The organism is Corynebacterium gerontici, assembly GCF_003813985.1.
In the GTDB taxonomy this organism is placed as follows: Bacteria; Actinomycetota; Actinomycetes; order Mycobacteriales; family Mycobacteriaceae; genus Corynebacterium; species Corynebacterium gerontici.
The window spans coordinates 1,743,599-1,767,851 of the sequence record NZ_CP033897.1 but is presented as its reverse complement, the minus strand read 5'-3'; the positions used below and the strand labels follow the sequence as shown (position 1 = coordinate 1,767,851).

The 24,253-nt window shown below is 59.3% G+C and carries 21 protein-coding genes and 2 tRNA genes; 17 read left to right on the top strand and 6 right to left on the bottom strand.

Annotation, left to right across the window (positions count from 1 at the left end; translation table 11 throughout):
- Positions 1–6 precede the first annotated feature (6 nt).
- Complete coding sequence (locus tag CGERO_RS08225) at positions 7–471, top strand: ribose-5-phosphate isomerase (protein WP_123934953.1); 465 nt, start codon at positions 7–9, stop codon at positions 469–471.
- A 115-nt stretch (positions 472–586) separates the two neighbouring features.
- On the opposite strand, the gene CGERO_RS08220 is transcribed toward CGERO_RS08225, so the two are convergent.
- Positions 587–796, bottom strand: coding sequence for a helix-turn-helix transcriptional regulator (locus CGERO_RS08220; protein ID WP_123934951.1), 210 nt, complete (start codon positions 794–796; stop codon positions 587–589).
- Between the two features lie 155 nt (positions 797–951).
- Positions 952–1,026, bottom strand: a tRNA-Gly gene (locus CGERO_RS08215).
- Between the two features lie 167 nt (positions 1,027–1,193).
- Between CGERO_RS08215 and CGERO_RS08210 the strand changes: the two genes are divergently transcribed.
- The 6 genes from CGERO_RS08210 (at position 1,194) to clpX (ending at position 6,866) form a co-directional block, all read left to right on the top strand.
- A tRNA-Pro gene (locus CGERO_RS08210) sits at positions 1,194–1,267 on the top strand.
- A gap of 70 nt (positions 1,268–1,337) precedes the next feature.
- A complete protein-coding gene (gene tig, locus CGERO_RS08205; RefSeq protein WP_123934949.1) occupies positions 1,338–2,681 on the top strand; it encodes a trigger factor in 1,344 nt (447 codons plus the stop codon).
- 161 nt (positions 2,682–2,842) lie between these two features.
- On the top strand, positions 2,843–4,102 hold the full coding sequence (locus CGERO_RS08200; protein WP_123934947.1) for an HNH endonuclease: 1,260 nt from the start codon (positions 2,843–2,845) through the stop codon (positions 4,100–4,102).
- A 117-nt stretch (positions 4,103–4,219) separates the two neighbouring features.
- The gene (locus CGERO_RS08195) at positions 4,220–4,819 is read left to right on the top strand and encodes an ATP-dependent Clp protease proteolytic subunit (protein ID WP_123934945.1); all 600 of its coding nucleotides are present in this window, start codon (positions 4,220–4,222) and stop codon (positions 4,817–4,819) included.
- A 14-nt stretch (positions 4,820–4,833) separates the two neighbouring features.
- The gene (locus CGERO_RS08190; RefSeq protein WP_123934943.1) at positions 4,834–5,463 is read left to right on the top strand and encodes an ATP-dependent Clp protease proteolytic subunit; all 630 of its coding nucleotides are present in this window, start codon (positions 4,834–4,836) and stop codon (positions 5,461–5,463) included.
- A 128-nt stretch (positions 5,464–5,591) separates the two neighbouring features.
- Positions 5,592–6,866 carry an ATP-dependent Clp protease ATP-binding subunit ClpX gene (gene clpX, locus CGERO_RS08185; protein WP_123934941.1) on the top strand — a complete coding sequence of 425 codons (1,275 nt, stop codon included), beginning with the start codon at positions 5,592–5,594 and terminating at the stop codon, positions 6,864–6,866.
- 67 nt (positions 6,867–6,933) lie between these two features.
- Here clpX and CGERO_RS08180 read toward each other — a convergent pair whose 3' ends face one another.
- Positions 6,934–7,659 carry a TetR/AcrR family transcriptional regulator gene (locus tag CGERO_RS08180; protein WP_245998816.1) on the bottom strand — a complete coding sequence of 242 codons (726 nt, stop codon included), beginning with the start codon at positions 7,657–7,659 and terminating at the stop codon, positions 6,934–6,936.
- 334 nt (positions 7,660–7,993) lie between these two features.
- On the opposite strand from CGERO_RS08180, the gene CGERO_RS08175 reads away from it, so the two are divergent.
- The 5 genes from CGERO_RS08175 to CGERO_RS08155 all read left to right on the top strand — a co-directional run bounded on the left by CGERO_RS08175 (position 7,994) and on the right by CGERO_RS08155 (position 15,341).
- Entirely contained in the window at positions 7,994–8,968 is a 975-nt protein-coding gene (locus tag CGERO_RS08175; protein WP_123934939.1) for a malate dehydrogenase, read from the top strand.
- 83 nt (positions 8,969–9,051) lie between these two features.
- Entirely contained in the window at positions 9,052–11,751 is a 2,700-nt protein-coding gene (locus CGERO_RS08170) for a valine--tRNA ligase (RefSeq protein WP_123934937.1), read from the top strand.
- Positions 11,748–13,223, top strand: coding sequence for a bifunctional tetrahydrofolate synthase/dihydrofolate synthase (folC, locus tag CGERO_RS08165; protein WP_123934935.1), 1,476 nt, complete (start codon positions 11,748–11,750; stop codon positions 13,221–13,223). The genes CGERO_RS08170 and folC overlap by 4 nt, the downstream gene beginning before the upstream one ends.
- The gene (locus CGERO_RS08160; RefSeq protein ID WP_123934933.1) at positions 13,220–13,648 is read left to right on the top strand and encodes a DUF4233 domain-containing protein; all 429 of its coding nucleotides are present in this window, start codon (positions 13,220–13,222) and stop codon (positions 13,646–13,648) included. Before folC ends, CGERO_RS08160 begins: the two co-directional genes overlap by 4 nt.
- Before the next feature lie 274 nt (positions 13,649–13,922).
- On the top strand, positions 13,923–15,341 hold the full coding sequence (locus tag CGERO_RS08155) for a cation:dicarboxylate symporter family transporter (protein ID WP_123934931.1): 1,419 nt from the start codon (positions 13,923–13,925) through the stop codon (positions 15,339–15,341).
- Between the two features lie 61 nt (positions 15,342–15,402).
- On the opposite strand, the gene CGERO_RS08150 is transcribed toward CGERO_RS08155, so the two are convergent.
- Positions 15,403–16,305 carry an ornithine cyclodeaminase family protein gene (locus CGERO_RS08150; RefSeq protein ID WP_245998815.1) on the bottom strand — a complete coding sequence of 301 codons (903 nt, stop codon included), beginning with the start codon at positions 16,303–16,305 and terminating at the stop codon, positions 15,403–15,405.
- Positions 16,306–16,308: 3 nt separating this feature from the next.
- Positions 16,309–17,229 (bottom strand): pirin family protein, encoded by a 921-nt coding sequence (locus CGERO_RS08145; protein ID WP_123934927.1) that lies wholly within the window; start codon positions 17,227–17,229, stop codon positions 16,309–16,311.
- 81 nt (positions 17,230–17,310) lie between these two features.
- On the opposite strand from CGERO_RS08145, the gene ndk reads away from it, so the two are divergent.
- From ndk to obgE, 5 genes are all read left to right on the top strand, one after another.
- Positions 17,311–17,721 (top strand): nucleoside-diphosphate kinase, encoded by a 411-nt coding sequence (gene ndk, locus CGERO_RS08140; RefSeq protein ID WP_123934925.1) that lies wholly within the window; start codon positions 17,311–17,313, stop codon positions 17,719–17,721.
- A 311-nt stretch (positions 17,722–18,032) separates the two neighbouring features.
- Positions 18,033–20,651 carry a translation initiation factor IF-2 N-terminal domain-containing protein gene (locus CGERO_RS08135; protein ID WP_245998911.1) on the top strand — a complete coding sequence of 873 codons (2,619 nt, stop codon included), beginning with the start codon at positions 18,033–18,035 and terminating at the stop codon, positions 20,649–20,651.
- A 167-nt stretch (positions 20,652–20,818) separates the two neighbouring features.
- Complete coding sequence (gene rplU / locus CGERO_RS08130; RefSeq protein WP_123934923.1) at positions 20,819–21,124, top strand: 50S ribosomal protein L21; 306 nt, start codon at positions 20,819–20,821, stop codon at positions 21,122–21,124.
- A gap of 42 nt (positions 21,125–21,166) precedes the next feature.
- The gene (rpmA, locus tag CGERO_RS08125) at positions 21,167–21,427 is read left to right on the top strand and encodes a 50S ribosomal protein L27 (RefSeq protein ID WP_123934921.1); all 261 of its coding nucleotides are present in this window, start codon (positions 21,167–21,169) and stop codon (positions 21,425–21,427) included.
- A gap of 88 nt (positions 21,428–21,515) precedes the next feature.
- On the top strand, positions 21,516–23,030 hold the full coding sequence (gene obgE, locus CGERO_RS08120; RefSeq protein ID WP_123934919.1) for a GTPase ObgE: 1,515 nt from the start codon (positions 21,516–21,518) through the stop codon (positions 23,028–23,030).
- 21 nt (positions 23,031–23,051) lie between these two features.
- Here obgE and CGERO_RS08115 read toward each other — a convergent pair whose 3' ends face one another.
- Positions 23,052–24,173 carry an alpha/beta hydrolase gene (locus CGERO_RS08115; protein WP_123934917.1) on the bottom strand — a complete coding sequence of 374 codons (1,122 nt, stop codon included), beginning with the start codon at positions 24,171–24,173 and terminating at the stop codon, positions 23,052–23,054.
- Between the last annotated feature and the right edge of the window lie 80 nt (positions 24,174–24,253).

The following is a 24,253-nucleotide window of genomic DNA, read 5'->3' as shown; positions in this document are numbered from 1 at the left end:
ACCCCCATGCGTGTATACCTCGGAGCGGACCATGCAGGGTTCGACACAAAAAATGCCATCGCCAAGCACCTAGAAGCTCAAGGCCACGAAGTTATCGATTGCGGCGCCCACGAATACGACGCCAACGACGACTACCCAGCCTTCTGCATCGACGCCGCCACCCGTGTCGTCGCCGACCCCGGCTCCCTCGGCATCGTTCTCGGCGGCTCCGGCAACGGCGAACAAATCGCCGCTAACAAAGTCAAAGGCGCCCGCTGCGCTCTGGCCTGGTCCGTCGAAACCGCCAAACTCGCCCGCGAACACAACAACGCACAGCTCATCGGGATCGGCGGGCGGATGCACTCCGAGGAAGAAGCTCTGGCGATCGTCGACTCCTTCCTAACTAGCGCATGGAGTCAGGAGGAGAGGCACCAGCGCCGCATCGACATCCTCGCGAAGTACGAGGACGACAGAGTCCAGCCAGAAGCCTAAAATCGCAAAGTTAAACTTTCGGCCACTTATCCACAGTTTGGGTAAGTGGCCGAAGTGTATGTGGATAACTTTGGGGGCAGTCGATTGCAATCCCCCTCCTAACTATTGGCGCAAGTTAGGATTTGCGGGCACGTTGCTCAACCCACGCTTTGATTTCCTCAGAGTTCCAGAGTGTAAGCCCGTGGAGTTTGGCGGCTGGGGCTGGGGCGCGTCCGCGTCCTGCGTAGCTTGTGAAGGTGCCGCGTGCGGTTCCTGAGTATTCTGCGCAATCCACCGCTGTCCAAAGCTCGGTGCCGGTGTCCGCATCAATGATCTTCGGTGTCATGGGATATATAGTAGGTCGCTTATTGAAAAAATGGAACTCCCCCTGCTCAGTGCCATTATTCCCCTGAACTGCACTTTTGCAGCTTTTTGGCGTTCTCGCGGAACCGATTAGAACGAGAAAACCTCCGAACGCTTGGTGTTGCGTCGGAGGTTTTTTGGAGGGAATGACGGGAATCGAACCCGCGTCTTCAGCTTGGAAGGCTGAGGTATTAGCCACTATACGACATTCCCACTGGCTTGCCGCCTGCTTAAGTAATCTAAGTCTTTCATGGTTGAAAGGCAAACTCCCTCCTAGCTTCGTGGCATTGTCCTGCGGTTTTGAGGAGTTAGGAGGGGGCGATATCGTAGTTTTGGCTTCGGCAATGTACACTGCATAATCACGCCTTCAAATGAGGTCGCGGGACGTGGCGCAGCTTGGTAGCGCACCTGCTTTGGGAGCAGGGGGTCGCAGGTTCAAATCCTGTCGTCCCGACATGAATCCCTCCATCGCTTTGGGTGGAGGGATTTTTTCAATGAAATCAATGTGACCAGGAGAGTGACTCGTGAAGAGTTCCGTCGAAAAGCTGAGCGAGACTCGTGTCAAGCTCACCGTTGAGGTTCCTTTCGAGGAACTGAAGTCGGAAGTTGATCAGGCGTATAGCGCCTTGGCTCAGCAGATCAATATTCCGGGTTTCCGTCGCGGCAAGGCTCCACGCCAGCTTATCGACGCCCGCGTTGGCCGTGGCCCGCTGCTGGAGCAGGTGGTTAACGACATGCTTCCGTCTCGCTATCAGCAGGCTTGCGAAGAGCATGAGCTGGCCGTGATCGGTCAGCCCAACATCGACATCACCAAGATCGAAGACAACGAGCTGGTTGAATTCACCGCCGAGGTGGACGTGCGCCCAGAAATCACCGTGCCCGATTTCTCGAAGATCAGCGTGACCGTGCCGGCGTTGAAGGTGGACGACGAGGCCGTCGAAAAGCAAATTGATCAACTCCGTGAGCGTTTCGGTGAGCTCAAAGACACCAAGCGCAAGCTCAAGACCGACGATTTCGCCGTCATCGACCTCAAAGCAACCGTCGACGGCGAAGAAATCGAAGAAGCCGCCACCGAGGGCATGTCCTACCAGGTCGGCTCCGGTGACCTCATCAAGGGGCTCGACACCGCGCTTCGTGGCATGAAGACCGGCGAATCCGGCGACTTCACCACCACCCTGGAAAACGGCGAGCACGAAGGCAAAGAAGCCACCGTCACCGTCACCGTGCAGCAAACCAAAGAACGCAAGCTGCCCGAACTCGACGAAGAATTCGTCCAAATGGCCTCCGAATTCGACACCGTCGAAGAGCTCCGCGACTCCACTAAGGAGCAGGTCGAGCAACAAGCCAAGACCACCCAAGCCGGCGCCATTCGCGACGAAGTGCTCAAGGCAGCCCTCGCAGAAACCGACTTCGAACTGCCCCAGGGCGTCGTCGACGAGCAGGTACACGCACAACTGCACCAAATCCTCGGCCAATTCGGCGGCGACGAAAAAATGCTCAACTCGATCCTCGAGTCCCAGGGCATGGACCGCGAAGAGTTCGACGCCAACAACCGCAAGAACTCCGAAGAAGCAGTGCGCACCCAACTCTTCCTCGACGCAGTCGCCGAAGAAGAACAGCCGGAGGTCAGCCAGCAAGAGCTCACCGACCACATCTTGTTCACTGCGCAAAGCTACGGCATGGACCCCAACGAGTTCGTCATGCAACTCCAACAGTCCGGCCAAATCGCAAACCTCTTCGCCGACGTCCGCCGTGGCAAAGCCCTCGCAGCAGCCATCTGCCGCACCACCGTCACAGACGAAGATGGCAACAACGTCGATCCCGCCGAGTACTACGGTGAAGAAGAAGTAGAAGAGGGCGCGGAGTAAAACCTCCTTCCCCAAACCCCTCCTAACTTTCGCAGAAAGTTAGGAGGGGTTTTCCACAGCCACGGGGCGAAAACGCGCCATTTCAGCCAAAGTTATCCACAGCCAAAAATTTCTTCCCGTATTCCTTGCCCCGCGTTTGCTCGAATTTGCACTATGGCTGCATGGAGATTTCGGGGGCATTAGAAATTTTCGCCTCGCGGGGCGTTGAACTTGTAGAACACTTTCACCGACTACATCTTGAAGGCCACGATCGCAACGAGATCGCTAAGCGCACCGGTTTGGGTGAGAGTTGGGTGGGCAGCGTTCTAGCGTTGGGCAAGGTACTGTTTGGTCCGGCCGAAGCGTCCGTGCTGCGCGAGCGTTCCATCGCGACGGCTCAGCGCAACCTCCTAGGAATTGAGGTGCTACGGGCTATTAATGCGGCGGTGCGGTCCCTGTCCAAGCACGCGGAAGTGGGCCGTGAGGAGCTCCGTCTCGAGCTATATGACTGGGCGGAGGGGAGAAGCGTTGCCGAGGTCAAGGCGCACGCCACGTCACGAGTGCGCGAACTCAACGGCAATGAACACACCCCATGGCGCCGTTCCGTGCGTATCTCCGCCACCGCCGATGCTGGAGGCCAACGGCATCTCCACCTTTCGCTTGCGGACACCCATATGGCCAACGTCGAATCCTCCCTCCATCGGCAGGCCAGACGCCTCAGGCGAAAGGATGGGGCACTGTCGCACAGCCAAGCCATGGCGGACGCTGCCTTCTCCCTCCTAACTTCCGATCACAATAAGGAGGAGGGGAAACGTGGGGCGATGGTAATTGTTCCGTTGACAGGCGCGCGGCACGTCGGCAGTGGGATGCTCGCCACCACAGATGGTGCGCAGATCCACTTTTCTAAGCTTGCCGACGCGATCCTCCGCGACCAAGGAATAGCGCTTTGCTACGGGGAAAACGCCGAAACTGGCGCCCCGGAACCCGTGGGAATCCTTCCGATCGAACCAATACACGACAATTCCGGACGTTTTGCAAACAATACTCAGCGGCTCGTGGCTCAGGCGGATCAAGTGTTGTGCGCGCACCCCGAATGCCACCGGCGTGCGATCAACTGCGAAATGCATCATGTGCAGGCGGCGTCGAAAAGCGGAGAATCCAGCCAAGAAAATCTCGTGGCCGTGTGCGCCACACACCACGCACGCAACGACGATGACCCCACGAAACCAAAAAACGGGCGCTACGAACGCGAACCCCACACCGGCCGAGTGGGGCACAAACCGCTTGGGAGCGACGAAATCATCACCAATGACCTCCCGCCGACCCAAAACTCTGGAAGAGTCATCGCCAATCGCATGTTTGAAGAATTTCGCCACCATAAAGAATGGCAAAGCCTCGCGAAACGAAGAATTCAGCAGCTCATCACGAGCAGTACACGCTAATAGCGAACAGGGGGCGCCCTGCGGGGGCGGGGAAGGTAACGTAGGTGCCATTCAAACACCCTCCTAACTTTCGACAAGGGTTAGGAGGCGGGAACAAACTTGAAGGAGCATCTCGTCATGAGTGGCAACAACCCGGTACTGCAAAGCGGATCAGGTATGAACCTGAGTGACTCCGTCTACGAGCGACTGTTGCGTGAACGCATCATCTTCCTAGGGACGGACGTTAACGACGAGATCGCGAATAAGCTCTGCGCGCAAATTTTGCTGCTTTCGGCTGAGGATCCGACGCGCGATATTTCGCTCTACATCAACTCGCCGGGTGGCTCGGTCACGGCCGGCATGGCGATTTACGACACCATGACGTACTCGCCTTGCGATATCGCCACGTACGGCATGGGGCTGGCGGCGTCGATGGGCCAATTTTTGCTTTCAGGCGGCACAAAAGGAAAGCGTTACGCCCTTCCGCACGCACGGATCATGATGCACCAGCCATCGGCAGGCGTAGGCGGCACTGCTGCCGACATCGCTATTCAAGCGGAACAATTTGCCCAAACCAAGCGCGAAATGGCAGAACTTATCGCCGAGCACACTGGGCAAAGCTTCGAGCAGATCACCAAGGACTCGGACCGCGACCGCTGGTTCACCGCCGAGCAGGCCAAAGAGTATGGACTGGTGGATCACGTCATCACCGCAGCACAAGGGCCACTAGCAAACTAAGGCAGGAGAAAACAATGAACAACAACGGTATGCATTTGCCAGAATCACGCTACGTCCTGCCTTCCTTCATCGAGCAATCGGCGTACGGAACTAAGGAGACGAATCCTTATGCGAAACTCTTTGAAGAGCGCATCATCTTCCTAGGAACGCAGGTCGATGACACTTCAGCCAACGACGTCATGGCGCAGCTACTGGTGCTCGAAGGCCTAGACCCGGACCGCGAAATCACCATGTATATTAACTCGCCAGGTGGATCCTTCACCTCGCTGATGGCGATCTACGACACGATGCAGTACGTTCGCCCCGATGTGCGCACAGTGTGCCTTGGGCAAGCTGCTTCGGCGGCAGCTGTATTGTTGGCTGCCGGGGCACCGGGAAAGCGCGCCTGCCTTCCAAACTCGCGAGTGTTGATTCACCAGCCAGCAACCGAAGGAACTCGTGGCCAGGTTTCTGATCTGGAAATCCAGGCGAAAGAGATCGAGCGTATGCGTGTGCTGATGGAAGAGACGCTGGCTCGTCATACCGGTCGCAGCGCGGAGCAGATCCGCGAAGACACTGACCGTGACAAGATCCTGACTGCGCAGGAAGCTGTGGAGTACGGGATCGTGGATCAGGTGTTTGATTATCGAAAGATGAACGGCTAATTTTCCACCCTTTCATCCCCCTCCTAACTTTCTAAGAAAGTTAGGAGGGGGATTTGACGTACGCACTAGAGTGTTGAGTACTAACGACCCACGCGTCTTCTACTTCAGATTGGGAGTTTTTTCTTTTTATGGCACGGATGCAGGAAAGCGCTGACCTTTTGAAATGCTCCTTTTGTGGCAAGAGCCAAAAGCAGGTGAAGAAGCTTATCGCTGGTGGTGGGGTGTATATCTGCGATGAGTGTATTGAGTTGTGCAATGAGATTATTGAGGAGGAGCTCGCGAGTGGTCATGTTGAGGAGCAGTCTTCGGATGACCGTTTGCCGCGTCCGTCTGAGATAGCTGCGTTTTTGGATAAGTATGTGGTGGGCCAGGATGAGGCGAAGCGTGTGCTTGCTGTGGCTGTCTACAACCATTACAAGCGTGTGCGTGTGCTCGAGTCTGGCATTAAGCCGAAGGACGACGATGCGGAGTTGCAGAAGTCGAATATTTTGATGTTGGGCCCGACGGGTACGGGTAAGACGTATTTGGCGCAGACGTTGGCGAAGCTTCTCGACGTCCCCTTTACCATCGCTGACGCTACCTCTCTAACGGAGGCCGGCTACGTGGGTGAGGATGTTGAGAACATTGTGTTGAAGCTGCTCCAGGCCGCTGATTTTGACGTTCAGCGTGCTCAGCGGGGCATCATTTACATCGACGAAGTGGATAAGATTTCCCGTAAGTCTGACAATCCTTCGATTACTCGCGACGTTTCGGGCGAGGGCGTTCAGCAGGCGTTGCTGAAAATCCTTGAGGGCACGGTCGCCTCAATTCCTCCGCAGGGTGGTCGTAAGCACCCGAATCAGGATTTTATCCAGGTGGATACCTCGAACGTTTTGTTCATCGTCGCCGGTGCTTTCGCGGGTCTTGAGAAGGTGATCGCGGAGCGCCGCGGCAAGCGCGGTCTGGGGTTTGGGGCAGAGTTAGGAGAGGGGCTTGTCGACGGCCACGCCGTCGATTTCCAGGACGTCCGCCCTGAGGATCTGGTGAAGTTCGGTCTGATCCCCGAATTTATTGGCCGTTTGCCTGTCGTGGCGACGGTACGTGATCTCGACGAGGCTGCTCTCGTCAGGGTGCTGACTGAACCGAAGAATTCGCTTGTGAAACAGTACCAGCGCCTCTTTGAACTGGACGGCGTCACTCTTGAGTTTGAGGACGAGGCGTTGGAAGTGATCGCGCATCGGGCCGTCGAACGGGGCACAGGTGCTCGCGGTCTGCGCGCCATCATGGAGGAAATCCTGGTGCCAATCATGTACGACATTCCCGATCGCGAGGATATCGAGTCGGTGACGATTCTCGCCGACACCGTCCGCGGCACCGCAGGCCCGAAGTTAGGAGAGCGGGCGGCGGAGGAAAAAACCGCCTAATCGCAGGAACGACTGAGCCGCCACAGCCTCGAGCTGTGGCGGCTTTTCTCCTAACTTTCTTAGAAAGTTAGGAGAAGAGGTCGGAGGAAATTTCGTAATCCCCGGATTTCTCGTTGCTGTCGTCTTCGCGCTGCCCGGGGTTGGTGAGGTAGCTGGTGGCTTTGGCTGCTTTGAGGTTGGAGGTGAGGAAGGCGAGGACGCTGTCGCTGGCGAGTCGTGCCATGCCTTCTGTGTTGTCTTCGTCCATCATGTCGATGCCGTAGAGGTTGATGGTGGTGGATCGGGAGTTGATGCGGAAGACGGCGAGTGAGGCGATGAGGGTGAAGACGTCTTGGGCTGAGATGCCGGGGCGGAAGGCGCCGGAGTCTTGGCCGAGCATGAGGAGTTTGTCGAGTTGGAGGGTGATGGCGGATTGGTCGGAGAGGGGGCTGGCTTCTGCGATTTTGCCGTAGTGGTGCAGGTTTTCCATTTGGAGCATGCGTACGGCTTCGGGGTTGTCGACGTAGGTTTGGAATACGGCTTGGACGACTTTTTTGACGCCTTCGACGGGGACTGCGCTTTGGAGTTGCATTTCTTCGGGGCTGGGGCGGAGTCTTTGGACGGCTGTTTCGAGGCAGCGTCGGTAGAGGCCTTTTTTGTCGCCGAAGTGGTAGTGGATCATGCGCTTGGACATGCCGGAGTGTTTTGCGATGGCTTCGAGTTTTGCGTCTGAGAAGCCTTTGGTGGAGAACATGCGTAGTGCGATGTTGAGGACGTCTTCGGGGGTGCTGGTGTCGTGTTCCAGTGCCGTCACTTGTTTCCTCCTTTTCGATTGTGTGCAGCGGTTGCAATCGATGTCTGTAGGAATGGTTCTTAGCACTGATCCTAAGGATATGGGTTGCAATTGTCTGCAATTGAGACATCACTGTGATTTCCACCTTGGGTTTTCGGTACTTTTGGGGGTGATTTCACCCTGAGCTTCGGTTGTGGGGTCACTCACGTGTGAGAAATCCCGCACTCCATTGACCTGCGTCATTAGCTTTTCGACGTCCCACGTCCGCGTTATGCGCGTTACCCTGGGGGCAATGCTTGTCGCAGTTCACAACGGCTGTGGCAAACGAACGTGAACTTCGAAGGAGTCGCTTCAAATGACTGACGTGAAAAAGATTGCCGTCACTGGCGCCGCAGGCCAGATCGCCTATTCCTTGCTCTGGCGCATCGCCAACGGTGACGTCTACGGCAAGGACACCCCGATCCACCTCCAGCTTCTGGAAATCCCAGAGGCAGCCACCGCTGCCGAAGGTGTTGCAATGGAGCTGCTGGATTCCGCTTTCCCGCTGCTGCGCGGCATCACCGTTACCGACGATGCCAACAAGGCCTTCGACGGCACCTCGGCGGCGTTTCTCGTCGGCGCGAAGCCCCGTGGCAAGGGCATGGAGCGTTCTGATCTGCTGGCTGCCAATGGCAAGATTTTCGGCCCGCAGGGCAAGGCTCTGAACGACAACGCTGCGGATGACATTCGCGTGCTCGTGGTGGGCAACCCCGCCAACACCAACGCGCTGATTGCTCAGCACGCCGCACAGGATATTCCGGCAGACCGCTTCAACGCCATGATGCGCCTGGATCACAACCGCGCTCTTTCTCAGCTCGGTGAAAAGCTAGGAAGGGAGACCACCGAACTCGAGCGCCTCGTGGTGTGGGGCAATCACTCGGCAACGCAGTTCCCGGACATTTCTTACGCCACCGTTGGGGGCGAGAAGATCGTCGAAAAGCTTGATCACGATTGGTATGTGGACGAGTTCATCCCGCGTGTGGCCAAGCGTGGCGCGGAGATCATCGAGGTGCGAGGCAAGTCTTCGGCTGCTTCGGCGGCTTCGGCGGCTGTGGACCACATGCACGACTGGATCAACGGCACGCAGCGTTGGTCCTCGGCGGCCATTCCTTCCGATGGCTCCTATGGTGTGCCCGAAGGCCTCATTTTCGGCCTGCCCACCATTTCGCGCGGCGGTGCGTGGGAGGTTGTTGAAGGACTCGAAATCAACGACTTCCAGCGTGAGCGCATCGACGCCAACGTGAGGGAACTCCAGGAGGAGCGCGACGCTGTCGCGGATCTGCTGAAGTAGGTCGTTGCGTTTTTCAAAGCGCTCGTGGGCATTTGTCTGCGGGCGCTTTTCTCCTAACTATTGCCCAAAGTTAGGATGGGGGTGTGAGTGCCAATAATGATGCCCAAACCCCCGACGCTTCTAACCGCCTGCCCAAGTCTTGGGCCCCTCAGGACCACGAGGCTGATCTGTACCAGCGGTGGGTGGAGGCTGGCTATTTCACTGCGGATGCGGCAAGTGAGAAGCCGGCGTTTTCGATTGTGTTGCCCCCGCCGAATGTGACGGGCCAGTTGCATATGGGCCATGCGTTGGATCACGCGTTGATGGATTCGATGGTGCGCCGGAAGCGTATGCAGGGCTTTGAGGTGTTGTGGCTGCCGGGCATGGACCATGCGGGTATTGCTACGCAGTCCAAGGTTGAGGCGATGCTCAAGGAGCGTGAGGGGAAGTCCCGTTGGGATTATTCTCGCGAGGAGTTCATTGAGCATGTGTGGGAGTGGAAGCGCGAGTATGGCGGCACCATTGGGGAGCAGATGCGTGCGATTGGTGACTCGGTGGATTGGTCTCGAGAGCGTTTCACCTTGGATGAGGGGCTTTCGCGTGCGGTGCAGACCATCTTCAAGCAGATGTTTGATCAGGGGCTGATTTACCGCGATTATCGTTTGATCAATTGGTCGCCGGTGTTGGAGACGGCTGTGTCCGACATTGAGGTGGTGCATAAGGATGTTGAGGGCGAGCTCGTTTCGATCCGTTATGGTTCGCTCAGCGACGACGAGCCCCACGTCATTGTGGCAACGACCCGTGTGGAAACCATGCTTGGCGACGTCGCCGTGGCCGTCCACCCGGACGATGAGCGTTACACGGATCTGGTTGGCACCAGCTTGCCGCACCCCTTCATTGAGGGGCGCGAGCTAAAGATTATTGCTGATGATTACGTCGACCCCGAGTTCGGCACTGGTGCCGTGAAGATCACCCCCGCGCATGATCCGAATGACTACGCCATGGGCCAACGCCACGATCTGGACATGCCGATCGTGATGGACGCAAAAGGCCGCATCGCCGATACCGGCACCGAATTTGACGGTATGGATCGCTTTGAGGCGCGCGTGAAAATTCGCGAGGCTTTGGCCGAGCAGGGGCGCATCGTCAAGGAAGTGCGGCCCTACATGCACTCTGTCGGACACTCCGAGCGTTCGGGAGAACCCATCGAGCCGCGCTTGAGCTTGCAATGGTTTGTGAAGGTGGAGAAGCTGGCGAAGATGGCCGGCGATGCCGTGCGCGAGGGCGATACCACCATTCACCCGGCAAGCTCCGAGCCGCGCTACTTCGACTGGGTGGACGACATGCACGACTGGACCATTTCGCGCCAGTTGTGGTGGGGGCACCGCATCCCGATCTGGTACGGCCCCGATGGGGAAGTGGTGTGCTGCGGCCCCGATGACGAGCCCCCGGCGGGCTATGAGCAGGATCCGGACGTGTTGGACACCTGGTTCTCCTCCGCGCTATGGCCGTTTAGCACCATGGGCTGGCCAGACAAGACCCCCGAGCTGGAGAAGTTCTACCCAACCTCCGTGCTGGTCACCGCCTACGACATTCTGTTCTTCTGGGTGGCGCGCATGATGATGTTCGGTACCTTCGCAGGCCTGCAAACTCCGGAGCTGCTGGGCGAAGGTACGCAGGGGCGCCCACAGATCCCCTTCGATGACCTCTTCCTCCACGGTCTGGTCCGCGATGAGCATGGCAGGAAGATGAGTAAGTCGCTGGGCAACGGCATCAACCCCATGGACTGGGTGCGCGACTACGGCGCCGACGCGCTGCGCTTCACCCTCGTGCGCGGCGCAAACCCCGGTGTGGACCTCCCGGTGGGCGAGGATAGTGCTCAGAGTTCTCGAAACTTCGCCACCAAGCTCTTCAACGCCACCAAGTTCGCCCTGATGAACGGTGCACGCACCGGAATGCTGCCCAAACGCGAGGAGCTAAGCGACGCTGACCGTTGGATCCTTGACCGCCTCGAGCAGGTGCGAGTGCAGGTGGATGACTACCTGGATCGCTATCAATTTGCCAAGGCCAATGAGCTGCTCTTCCAGTTCACCTGGGGTGAGTTCTGCGACTGGTACCTGGAAATCGCTAAGGTGCAGATCCCTCGCGAGGGGGAAACGACGCAAGGGGAGAACACCAAGATTGTGCTGGGCAACTGCCTGGACGCAATCCTGCGCCTATTGCATCCCTCGATGCCATTCGTGACCGAGGTGCTCTGGACCGCGCTCACCGATGAAGAATCCCTGGTAGTGGCAAGCTGGCCTACGGCTGAGCTTACTAACGGTGGAGCCACCACCGATGAGCGCGCCGCAAAGCGCATGGAAGACGTGCAGAAGCTTGTGACTGAGCTGCGTCGTTTCCGCTCCGACCAGGGTGTGAAGCCCTCCCAGCGCGTGCCCGCTCGCATTGACTTCGCCGCCGCAGATTTGGCGGAGCAGGAGGCGTTGGTGCGTTCCCTGGCTCGCGTGGACGCCCCCGAGGACGGCTTCGAGTCGAGCGCCAGCATTGAGGTGCGCCTGTCCGAACGGCCACTGGAAGTGGCGTTGGATACGTCGGGGACCGTCGACAAGCAAGCTGAGCGCAAGCGTCTGGAAAAGGATCTCGCTGCGGCACAAAAGGAAGTTGAGACCACCGGCAAGAAGCTGGGAAATGAAAACTTCCTGGCCAAGGCGCCCGAGGCTGTGGTGGCCAAGATTCGCGAGCGTGCGCAGGTGGCTCACGATGAAGTCGAACGTATTTCGGCTCGCCTGAAGGAGCTTGCATGAGCGAAGTCGAGCTCGACGCCACGGGACTCTCTTTGCCTATCGACGTCAACGACAAGCACGTAGAAGCGCCTTCAGAGGAGATCACCCGCGAGGACTTGGCAGCGCTGGCCGAAGTTGAAGCGCAACTGGATCAGCGCTGGTCTGAAGTGAAAATCGACCCCACCCTGGAGCGCATCCAAGCACTGATGGATCTGCTGGGCAACCCCGAGCGCGCCTACCCGGCGATTCACGTGGCAGGAACCAACGGCAAGACCTCGACGGTGCGCATGATCGAATCGTTGCTGCGCGCCTTCCACCGCCGAACCGGGCGCACCACCAGCCCGCACCTGCAATTCGTGACTGAGCGCATCGCCATCGACGGCAAGCCGATCCACCCCCGCGATTATGTGCGCACCTGGGAAGAGATCAAGCCCTATGTGGAGATGATCGATGCCAAATCGGAGGCCGAAGGCGGTCCGAGGATGAGCAAATTCGAAGTGCTCACCGCCATGGCTTACGCGGCGTTTGCCGACGCCCCCGTGGACGTCGCCGTGGTGGAAGTTGGCATGGGTGGGCGCTGGGACGCCACCAACGTGATCTCGGCTGACGTTGCCGTGGTCACACCGATCGGTCTTGACCACACCGAATACTTAGGAGAGACGATCGAGGAGATCGCCTCCGAAAAAGCCGGAATTATTAAGTCGCGCTGGGACGCCGAGGATTTGCTAACCCCACCCGAAAATATCGCGGTTGTGGCAAACCAGGATCCGGCCGCAATGCGCGTGATTCTGGAGCAGGCGGTCTCGGTGGATGCTGCTGTGGCGCGCCTCGATCAGGAATTCGGGGTGGCGCAGTCCCAGGTGGCCGTCGGTGGCCAGCAGCTCACTCTGCGTGGGTTAGCCGGCGACTATGAAGACATCTTCCTGCCACTCTCGGGCGCGCACCAGGCGCGCAATGCCGCGTTGGCCTTGGCTGCGGTAGAAGCATTCTTCGGGGCGGCGCCGGGCAAGCCGCTCGACCTCAACACCGTGCAAGAGGGATTCGGCACGGTGGCGTCACCAGGCAGGCTCGAGCGAGTGCGTACCACGCCGAGTGTGTTCGTCGATGCCACCCATAATCCTCACGGTGCCAAGGCTTTAGGAGAGGCACTTGACCGCGACTTCGAGTTCTCCAGACTCGTGGGTGTGGTGGGCGTGTTAGGAGACAAGGATGCCCGCGGGGTGCTCGCGGCGCTCGAGCCACACCTGGCAGAAGTGGTGTGTACACAGACGAACTCGCCGCGCGCCCTCGAAGCGGACGTGCTTGCGGACTACGCCCGCGAAATCTTCGGCGAAGAACGCGTCCATGTTGAGCCCTACCTGCCAGGGGCTGTGGAGCTGGCCGTAGAACTTGCCGAGGATACCGACATCCAATCTGGCGCAGGCGTGATCATCACCGGCTCCGTGGTGACTGCTGGTGAAGCCCGCACGCTCTTTGGAAAGGACCCCGCATGAGCAAGCGCAAGAACGAAACCATCGAATACGGCCCCCTCGGCCCAGGTCACGCTCCTGAAAAGGATCCAATGAAGGGGCTGCGTGGCGTCATGGCTGGCACGATGATGATGGAGGCCATTTCTTTCTACCTCGTGCTCACGGTGATCCTGCGCGTCGACGGTGGTGCCTATTGGACCACCTTCAACTGGGTGTATGTGACTGCGGTGGCCACTGTGATGCTGTTGCTGAGCTTTGTTCAGGGCAAAAAATGGGCCATCCCGGCAGACATCGGGATCCAGGTCTCCGCCCTCCTAGGTGTCTTCGTGCACGTATCGATGGGCATCATGGCGATCATTTTTATCGCTGTTTGGTGGTACTTGCTATATCTGCGCAGGAATCTCATCGAGCGTATGAAGCGCGGTTTGCTCACTACGCAACACATGTAACAACCTTTCGGCCACCCCCAAAAGTGCAAATGGAGGTGGCCGTTTCTTTTTGCTTTCCCGCGTGGTGGCTCGATAAAATTCCACGTCATAGGGGGCGAAAGGTGTTGTTGTGCAAACAATTGCCTATTTGTGCCATGAGCAACGATTTCGTGCCGCACACTGGTTTTTTCCTGAAATATTCAAGCCCTAATCTAAACGGTGTGGAGATAACCCGTCGATACGTAGCACGGGTGTAACCGCGTGCTCCACGGCATGAAAGAAAAAGGGTAAAAGCATGGCAACAAGCTCCAGTTCCCCAAAAATCCCTGAGCCAAAAGGCGGGCACAAAGACCGCTCGCACTGGCTCTACATCGGCGTCATCATCGCCGTGATCGCAGGCATCATCTTCGGCCTGGTAGCACCAGAAGCTGCCAAAGGATTTAAAGTGCTCGGTACCGCATTCGTGCACCTGATCGTCATGATGATCCCAGCCGTCATCTTCTGCACCATCGTGCTGGGTATCGGTTCGGTGCGCGCGGCGGCAACCGTCGGTAAGGCAGGTGGCCTCGCCCTGGCGTACTTCATCACCATGTCCACTTTTGCCCTCGGCGTGGGCCTGCTCGTGGGCAACCTCATTCAGCCCGGCTCGGGACTCAACATTGAGGCATCCAAGGGTGCCGCTGATTCCCTCGTGGCGAAGAACGCCGCCGAAAGCCACGGCACCATCGACTTCCTCCTAGGCATTATCCCCACCACGATCTTCTCGTCCTTCACCAGCGGCAATATTCTTCAGGTGCTCTTCGTGGCGCTGCTCACCGGCTTTGCTGTGCAGTCCATGGGCAAGCGTGGCGAGCCCATCCTCGGTGCCATCGCGCACCTGCAGCGGCTTTCCTTCAAGATCCTCAACATGATCCTCTGGCTCGCCCCCATCGGTGCCTTCGGCGCCATCGCCGGCGTAGTGGGACAAACGGGCATCGAATCTGTGAAGCAGATGGCCATCCTCATGCTGGCCTTCTACATCACTTGCTTCCTCTTCGTCTTCGTGATCCTCGGCTTGATCTTGAAGATCTTCGCCGGTTTCAACATCTTCAAACTGGTGAAGTACCTGGCGCGCGAGTTCCTGCTCATCGTCGCAACATCGTCCTCGGAATCCGCCCTTCCTAACTTGATGCGAAAGATGGAACACGTGGGCGTCGACAAGTCCACCGTCGGCATCGTCGTGCCCACTGGCTACTCCTTCAATCTGGACGGCACCGCCATTTACCTCACCATGGCGTCCATCTTCATCGCCGACGCCATGAACAAACCCATGGACATGGGCGAACAGATCGCACTGCTGCTGTTTATGATTATCGCCTCGAAGGGGGCGGCAGGCGTCACCGGCGGCGGCCTCGCAGCGCTCACCGCTGGTCTGCAGTCGCATCGCCCCGAGCTTCTCGACGGCGTGGGCATCATCGTCGGCATCGACCGCTTCATGTCCGAAGCCCGTGCGCTCACCAACTTCTCCGGCAACGCTGTCGCCACCCTGCTCGTGGGCAAGTGGACTAGCACCGTCGACCGCCAGCGCGTCCACGACGTACTCGACGGCAAGATTCCTTATGAGGAGCTTCCCGACGACACCCACGTGGACATGCACAACCCCACCGTCAGCAACAACCCTGCTGCCGAACTGCAGCCCACCCCGCAGGTGGACCTGGATCGCTACAGTCACTAGTGGCGATCACAAATAAAACCCTGTCGCGAATGTTTCCGCGGCAGGGTTTCACTTTGCCTGACTACTCCATCATCCCCACAGCAACGGCGAGGTCTTCCCAGCTCATGCCGGTGCCCTTGAACACGCGCGGCTTGGTGTAGTCCACCTCGACCTCTTCCAGTACCAAGCCTTTCAACGTGTGCAAATCCGATTCAGCTATCGAGCCGTCTTCGATCGCCATCACCACATCGCCGGCTTCGCGCAGAGCTGTCGAAACGTCTTCCACCACGACGAGCGCCCGCGACATCAATGCGCTTGGTACCTCGCGGCGGTCGGTTTCGTGGGAGCCGATTGCCAGTACGCAGACGTCATCGCGCACATCTGCCGCCTCGAAGAGGGGAGAGCCGGCGGAAGTGGCGCATACGATCACGTCGGCGTCCTTGGCATCAGGGGCCGAGCCAACTCGCGCGGTAATCCCCATCGATGCTAATTCGGCCACGGCGGCCTCTGCCTTTTCCGTGTCGCGGCCAACGAGTACGCAATCGCGCACCGAGCGTAGATCAGCCAGAGCGCGGGCGTGCCCCACGCCTTGAGGGCCGGTGCCAAACACCACCATCTTGTCCACCACGCCGGGTGCGAGCAGTTTGGTTGCTGCGAGGGCGCTCACAGCGGGGGTGCGAATATTGGTCAGTGCTACCCCGTCGATGACGGCTTTGAGCTGGAGCGTGGGGCCGTCGAAAAGCACGTAGGTGCCGTCGATGCGCGGCAGATCCGTGTTCCCAGGTGCCAGGCCGATAATTTTGGCGCCTGCCCATCCGGGGATCGCGGCGGGCATGGAGAGAATCTGGCCGGCGGGTACGGGGGTGATGCTGCGCGCGGGGTCGTCGGCAGGTTCAAAGCCTGATTTCAGGGCAGAAGTTAGGAGGGAGAGGGCGCGCGCTGGCGAAATGCGGGCTTGCACTTCCGCGTAGTCAAAAACTTTCACGATTTACCTTTCTTGTGCGTGCGGTTCGCGCGGCTTGCGTGGGCGCATGGCAGCGTTGGGTAGTGCGGGGGCGGGAAGCCAAGCGGGGCCTGTGCCTTCATAGCCTTCGAAGGAGCCGAAGCGTTCGTCTTGGCTTTGCCATTGTTGGCGGAATCGTTCGATTTCTTCGTGGCTGCGCCCGATGAAGTTCCACCACATGACGAACTCCTCCTGGAAAGGTTCGCCGCCGAGCACCACGACGCGCGCCGTCGTCTTAGAGGTGTTGCGAACCTGGAGTGAGTGCTCGCCGATGCCCGCATATACAATTTCGCTGGGTTCGATGCGCACCCCCTCGACTTCAACTTGGCCGTTGTCGAGCAGCACACCGTGCTCAAATTCGGGGTTGAGTTCTAGGCGAAGCGTGGTGCCGGGATTGAGCACAATCTCCGCACCGAGCAGGGGAGTAAACGTCTTGACCGGCGAGACCTGCCCTAGTAGTGAGCCTAGGTAGACGTAGGCGTAGCCGCAGTCCAGTTCGGTGCGCGGTACTTGGTAGACGTCAAGGCGGCGCTCAGTATCGCGGTGTTCCAAGGGCAGTACCGTCCACAATTGCACACCGTGCAGGCGTTTCGATACCGAGACTTCTGAGTGCGAGATGCCGTGGCCAGCCGTCATGATGACGAGATCACCTGGGTGTACCAGCGCGTGGTTGTCGCCGGCGTCGTCGTGTTTGATTTCGCCTTCAAAGAGCCAGCTCACCGTCTGCAGGCCGGTGTGTGGGTGCGGTGGCACGTCCATGCGTAGCTCATCGGGCCCATAGTGATCGGCAAAGCACCAGGCACCGATGGTGGGGCGCTGCTTGTGTGGCAGCGTGCGCATCACCCTCATTGCGCGCGGTCCACCCAGCGGCACTTCGCGGGAGGAAATGGTCTCGATTGCAGTCATGGCAACCAGTATGCTGCTTTTCGACGCCCGGGGGTAGCCGCCGCAGGTTTGTTCCGGGTTGTTTCGCTAGAGTATCTAGGCATGACTGAACGTACTCTGATTCTGATCAAGCCCGACGGCGTTGAACGTGGACTCGTGGGCGAAATCCTTGCCCGCATCGAGCGCAAGGGCCTCAAGCTCGCCGCCCTTGACCTGCGCGTTGCTGATCGCGAAACTGCCGAGAAGCACTACGCGGAGCACTCCGACAAGCCCTTCTTTGGTGAGCTGGTGGATTTCATCACCTCCGCACCGCTGATCGCTGGCGTTGTTGAAGGTCCCCGTGCTATCGAGGCCTGGCGTCAGCTCGCCGGAGGCACCGATCCCGTAGCGAAGGCAACGCCCGGCACGATTCGTGGCGACTTCGCCTTGGAGGTTGCATCCAACGTTGTGCACGGCTCCGATTCCGAGGAGTCTGCTGCTCGCGAGATCAGCATCTGGTTCCCGAACCTCTGATCGCCTTAGCATTACTGGGCACCGTCGTGTTTCTCGATGGTGCCCTTTGGCCTTTTTGCCCCAGGGGTGTGAAAGAATGTTGGCAGGCTTGATGCTTCGCTCCGCCCGGAGGAACACGCAATAGTATGGGCGAGATCGCTGAACATCGACCTACCACCTTTTACAACTACACGGCATCTGTGCGGCGGCGGCGAGAACATTTCATCGACCAGCGCCCGGATGCAACAACAATGGAAGTAGGCACCACTATGTCGAAAAGGAGCCCCGGGCGGCCGCGGAAGTATCCAAAGGCAGAGCCTTTGGATTTAAAAATGATCGCCAAGCAAGCTCGCGAATACGATCGTTCGAATATCCCGGAAAAGACTCGCGTGTACACGCTGACGCGCGAATTGAAGGCGAACTCGAAGTTCATGATCGAAGCCTTGCAAACTATCGGCATTGTCAAGGTGGCGCAGTCTGTGCTTTCTCCTGCGGAAGTCAATGCTGTGCTCGATCATTTGGCTCGCGGGGAGCAGCAGCCCGCTGACGAAAGCAAACTGCGCCACCGCGTGGAAAAGAACGTCGAAAACGAAATCGAGCAGATCAAGCAGAAGGTTGATCAGGAGCTCGATGCGGGTATCGCAACTCCCGCGGATGAGGCTCCCAAGGTTGAGGCAGTGGACGTCGAAAAGCCTGCCCCCGTTGCTGCGGCGATCCCAGTGTTCATCCCCCCGAAGCCAGTGGAAGCGGTGGCCGCGCAACCTGAAGATGATGAAGAGGAAGACGCCGCCGCGAAGAAGCGTCGTCGTGGTCGTCGGGGCACCGGTCGCGGGCGCAAGCATGAGGAACCCACCGAGCAGCAGGCGGAGGTAGCCGAGTCTACTGAGGTCATCGAGGAGCCGAAGGCCATCTCCGGTTCCACCCGCCTGGAAGCACAACGGCGACGCCGCGCGGAAATGCGCGATGAACAACGCAAGAAGCGCCATATCGTGTCCGAAGCGGAGTTCCTCGCACGCCGCGAATCCGTGGAACGCACCATGGTGGTGCGCGAACGTGAGCGCGAAGATCATCCGGGCACTGTCACACAAGTTGGCGTGCTCGAAGACGGCATGCTGGTGGAGCACTTCGTCACCAGCGAAACCCAATCCTCGATGGTGGGCAATATCTACCTCGGACGTGTGCAAAACGTGTTGCCAAGCATGGAGGCTGCCTTCATTGATATCGGGCAAGGCCGCAACGCCGTGCTATACGCCGGCGAGGTGAATTGGCGTTCCCTCGGGCTGGGCGGGCGAAGCCGACGCATCGAGCAGGCATTCCGCCCTGGCGACCCGGTGCTCGTGCAGGTGTCCAAGGACCCCGTGGGGCACAAGGGCGCACGTTTGACCATGCAAGTTTCACTGGCCGGCCGCTACCTGGTGTACGTGCCTAACGGCCGATCCGCCGGCATTTCCAGGAAGCTGCCAGCCGGTGAGCGTCAGCGTCTGAAGAAGATCCTCAAAGACGTCATGCCAGAACACGGTGGTGCCATTATCCGCACAGCTGCCGAGGGCGTGCACGAGGACCAGATCAATGCGGACGTCCGCCGCCTCGATACGTTGTGGAATCAACTCTCCGAGCGTGCCGAAAAACAGCGCGAGGCGAAGTCCTCGCAGCCCGTCACGCTCTATGAAGAGCCGAACATGCTGGTCAAGGTGGTTCGCGACCTCTTCAACGAGGATTTCCACCGCCTCGTAGTGGACGGTTCGCGTTCCTGGAACACCGTCAAGGCGTACGTACAGTCGGTGGCCCCGGAGCTCATGGAGCGTCTGGAGCGCTTCGACCGTGATGCGCACGATGGCCATGACGCCTTCGAGGAATACCGCATCGACGAGCAGATTAAGAAGGCACTTTCGCGCAAGGTGTGGCTGCCCTCTGGCGGCACGTTGGTTATCGACCGCACCGAAGCCATGACCGTCATTGACGTCAATACCGGCAAGTTCACTGGCTCGGGTGGAAACCTGGAAGAAACGGTGACGCGCAACAACCTGGAGGCTGCCGAGGAAATCGTCCGCCAAATGCGCCTGCGGGATCTGGGTGGCATGATCGTGGTGGACTTCATCGATATGGTGTTGCCTGAAAATCAGGATTTGGTGTTGCGTCGCCTGACTGAGGCGCTGGGGCGCGACCGCACCCGACACCAGATTTCCGAGGTCACCTCCCTTGGCCTGGTGCAGATGACGCGAAAGCGCCTGGGCACCGGCTTGTTGGAGACGTTCACCACCGAGTGCGAGCACTGCGAAGGCCGGGGCGTGATCATCCACGATGATCCCATCGAGGAACCCGAGGTACCCAAGAAGTTCCGCCGCAAGCAGGACCACGGCGTGCGCCATCAGGATCCCGCCGCGCACCCAGCGGCGGTTGCGATGCACAAGGATGAGGAAAAGCCCTCCCTTGAAGAGCTTGCCGACGCTGTCGTGATCGACAACGACGAGCCCACCCCGCCGAAGCGCAAGCGTCGCAATAAGCGCAGCAACCGCAAGGAAAGCAGCACCGCCGACATCGCCATCGCCGCCCTCGAACGCGCCGAGGCCGAAGAACCCGATGAGCCCTCCGGTCGCGATCACATGCCCGCGCGCAGCTACGAAGAGGCGAAGGAGCTTTTCGACGCCTCCCCGCGCCGCCGCCGCAAAGTGCGTGGCAACTCCCGCTCCGATCATGAGCCAAAGCGCGAGGATTTCGAGCAGCCCCAGCAACCAGAGCCCGCACCCGCCGAGCAGAGTGCGCCTGAGGTGAAGGTGGTGTCCCGCAAGGGGCGTCGCCGCGCGGTTCGTCGCAGCACACCTGCTCCGGCGAAGAAGTCGCCTGCGAAGCAGCATGAAGCCAAAGCGAATGCGCCGGTGAAGTCCGAGGCTGCAAAGTCTGGTGGGCAGCGCAGGGGACGTCGTCGAGCGACTCGCCGAACCCATAAGTAGCCCAAGTTTGGCAATTGGCCATGCTAAAGGGTAGTCTTTGACAGTCGCTGTTTTGCACGGCCTTGCGCCGTGCTCGCAAACAGCTTGAGTAAACGAAAATAAAACCATTCAGGCGGCCGGGATCACCGGATGCCTGAGCCGAGTAGAGATTAAGGGGTAGCCCTCGTATGTACGCGATCGTCAAGACCGGCGGCAAGCAGTACAAGGTTGCCGAAGGTGACCTCGTCAAGGTCGAGAAGATCGAGGGTGAGCAGGGTTCGACCGTTGCACTCACCCCGATCATGCTCGTCGACGGCGCCGATGTGACCACCAAGGCCGATGAGCTCGCTAAGGTGAGCGTCAACGCTGAGATCGTCGAGCAGGTCAAAGGCCCGAAGATCAAGATCCTGAAGTACAAGAACAAGACCGGTTACAAGAAGCGCCAGGGTCACCGCCAAAAGCTGACCCTGCTGAAGATCACCGGTATCAAGTAAGCCTCACGGCCTTACGCAACACCTTTTTAGGAGGGAAACCACATGGCACACAAGAAGGGTGCATCCAGCTCCAGCAACGGCCGTGACTCCGAGGCAAAGCGCCTAGGCGTCAAGCGCTTCGGTGGTCAGCGTGTGAACGCAGGCGAGATCCTCGTCCGTCAGCGCGGCACCAAGTTCCACCCAGGTGAGAACGTCGGCCGTGGCGGCGACGATACGCTGTTCGCGCTCAAGGCAGGCAATGTGCAGTTCGCCACCAAGCGCAACCGTCGCACCGTGAACATCGTTGAGGCCGTCGAGGTCTAAACGAGCAACACTTTTAGGAGAGCACCGCACCTTCACACAAGGGGCAGGTGCTCTCCTTACTTTTAGCGAAAGTTAGGAAGATATCACCATGGCGCGTTTCATCGACCGCGTAGTTCTCCACCTCGAAGCCGGCGATGGCGGCCATGGCTGTGCTTCGATCCATCGCGAAAAATTCAAACCGCTCGGTGGCCCCGACGGTGGCAACGGTGGTCACGGGGGTGACATCGTCTTCGAAGTCACCGACCAAGTACATACCCTGCTCGAATTGCATTACCGCCCGCACCTGCGCGCGAAGCGGGGTGCCAACGGCGCCGGTGACCACCGCAACGGTGCCCGTGGCGAGGATCTGGTGCTCGAAGTGCCCGCCGGTACCGTGGTGCTGGATACCGACGGTAATGTTCTGGCAGATATGACCTCTTTGGGCATGCAATTCATCGCAGCCAAAGGCGGCTACGGTGGCCTTGGCAATGCGGCTTTGGCCTCTGCTGCACGAAAGGCTCCAGGTTTCGCGCTCAAAGGCGAGCCGGGTGAGGCACATGACGTAGTGCTCGAGCTGAAATCGATGGCGGATGTTGGCCTGGTGGGCTTCCCATCGGCAGGCAAGTCCTCGCTCATTTCCGTGATGTCTGCAGCGAAACCGAAGATCGGCGACTACCCCTTCACCACCTTGCAACCCAACCTGGGCGTGGTGGACGTCGGGCATGAATCCTTCACCATCGCCGATGTGCCAGGCCTCATCCCTGGCGCCTCCGAGGGCAAAGGCCTCGGTCTGGACTTCCTCCGCCACATTGAGCGGACCGCTGTGCTTGCGCACGTCGTCGACGCGGCCACGTTGGAGCCGGGCCGTGATCCTGCTGCTGATATTGAGGCGCTCGAAGCCGAGCTCGCCGCCTATCAATCCGACCTCGATGCTGATGCTGGTCTCGGGGATCTTCGCGAGCGCCCGCGCATCATCATCTTGAATAAGGCAGACATTCCTGACGCTCGCGAACTCGCTGAGTTTGTCAAGGCCGATCTTGAGGAACAATTCGGCTGGCCGGTTTTCATCATCTCCGCTGTGGCGCAGCAAGGCCTGGACCCGCTGCGCTACAAGCTCATGGAGCTCGTGCGCGAAGCACGCGCGGCAAGGCCTGCCCCCGAGCGCGCACCGAAGCAGATCATTCGCCCCGATGCGGTGGACAAGCGCTCGAAGCAACGCCAAGACTTCGAAATCGTCGAAGATCCCGAGATCGAAGGTGGCTACATTGTGTTGGGTGAGCGCCCCGCCCGGTGGATCATCCAGACCGACTTCGAAAATGACGAAGCAGTTGGCTACCTCGCCGACCGTCTCGCCCGCATGGGCGTCGAAGACGCGCTTTTCAAAGCGGGCGCACGCCCCGGCTGCACCGTGACCATTGGCGAGGTCTCCTTCGAATGGGAGCCCACCATGAGCGCCGGCGCCGATACGCCACTTACCGGTCGCGGTACAGACCCGCGCCTAGCGCCCAACACCCGCGTATCCGCCGCAGAACGCAAACGAGCATCCCAAGCGCGTCGCGGTCTGATCGACGAGTTCGATTTTGGCGATGGCCAAGAAGCCGACCGCGAGCGCTGGCAGGGCTAACCGCCTAACTTTCATCGAAAGTTATGAGGTGGTGACGTTCATCAACTCCGAATCCGTCTTCAACAGCATGTCCTGTCCCTGGTATACCCTCGCGGCCTGCTCGGAGCCGCGAAGGGTGTAGTCGGCGAAAGAGATGACCAGCGAGTCATAGACGGTGAGCTCGCTGGCATCTAGGTACACGCCGTGTTCGGCACCGCGTACCACCGCCCACCATTTGGGGCCGGTGGCGCGGTCGTAGGCGAGTTTGGATAGTGGCCACGGCACGAGGGATTCGTGTTCGGCGGCGAGCACCAAGGTTGGCACGGGGGAAGGTGGTGAGGCGACGCCGAAGTCGGCGGGGCCTGGGTTGATGCCGACGGTGCCTTCAATGCGTGCGTCTTCACGCCCAACGGACTGCAGCAGTTTGTCCAAGAGGCCGGCTTCGCGGATTGCTGCGCCGCCACCTGCGGAATGGCCTACGAGGAGGATTTTGGAAAAGTCCACGCGCTGATAGAGCGGGCTTGCTGGGTCGAGGTCTGTTTGGTTGGCTGCCAGGGCAGCGATGTCCATCTGCGCACCGAACCAGTTGGCGACGCTGTAGCCGAGGGCTACGACGTAGCCGTGGGAGGCGTAGAACTCGGCGTGGTGGTGGACCATGCCGGGTTCGGCCCCGATGCCAGGTGAAAGGACGATCAGCGGGGCGCGCTGCCCGGCCTCAAGGTCGGTGGGGTAGATGAATTGATAGCCGATTGCTGGGTTCGGCCCTTCGGGGGTGACGCCGTAGCATTCGGGTGGGACGTTGTTGCCGTGGTTGAAGCGCAATATTTGGTTATAGAGCGCATAAATTGGGGTGCAGTCGATCGTCGGCAAGCTTGAAGCCACGGGGTGGGTGCCGGGGGCACCGAATTCTGTTCGAATGGCTCCGGGGTCCGAGTGGAAGGGGGCGGTGATTCGAGTGCCTGTCAGGCCCATGTCCGCCAGCGGTTGGGGAACCTTGGGCGCGATGTCTTCGGCGGGTTGGGGAATTGTCTGTAGCGCATCTGCGATGGGGATGAGCCCGTCGGTGATACCTAGAGCGTGTGCCTGCGTGGCTGGGGTTGCAGTGCTGATGAGCGCCGTGGCGAGGGCTGCTGTGGCAATACGTTTGGTGCGTGAGGGAATCACCGTTTCTCCTAACTTTTGAGTTTTCTCAGGAAAAATTGTACCCGCCGTACTAGCGAATTCTTGCTAGTGGCGGGTGCGGG